This is a genomic window from uncultured Maribacter sp. (assembly GCF_947496775.1).
Lineage (GTDB): Bacteria > Bacteroidota > Bacteroidia > Flavobacteriales > Flavobacteriaceae > Maribacter_B.
Window position 1 is genome coordinate 1 of sequence record NZ_CANMDU010000052.1, and the last position, 551, is coordinate 551.

1 protein-coding gene is annotated in these 551 nt (G+C 40.3%); it reads left to right on the top strand.

Annotation, left to right across the window (positions count from 1 at the left end; translation table 11 throughout):
• On the top strand, window positions 1-551 hold a 551-nt coding region (locus tag Q0856_RS18035), incomplete at both ends, for an Ig-like domain-containing protein (RefSeq protein WP_298507232.1).

Below are 551 nucleotides of genomic sequence, written 5' to 3' on the forward strand. Positions count from 1 at the left end.
ACAGTTGTTGGGGAGATAGAAGGAACCACAATAACCCTTTTGTTGCCAGAAGAAACGGTTCTAAATTCATTAGAACCAATGATAGAGCATACAGGAGAAAGTATATCTCCATTGAGTGATGTAGCTCAAGATTTTACGAATCCCGTTAATTATACAGTAACGGCTCAAGATGGCACAGAAGAAGTATTTACGGTAACTGTTACAAGAGAAGTAGCCGTAACAAGTGTAGAGATAACTCCAGAAACAGGAACAATAGCTATAAATGCTACACAACAATGTGTAGCAACGATTGGACCAACTAATGCAACCAATCAGACTATTATCTGGACCTCTAGCGACCCAAATATAGGGTCAATTACCCCAGAAGGGTTATTAACAGGAGTAGCAGAAGGTGTTGTAACGATAACAGCAACAGCAAGCAATGGAGTGGAGAGTACATCAGTAATGACCGTTACAGCAGCTAGTAGTACAAAGGATATAACGGCTTTTAGTATCAATGGTGTAAATGGAGTGATTAGCGGTACAGCAGTAACAGTAAGTTTACCCACAGG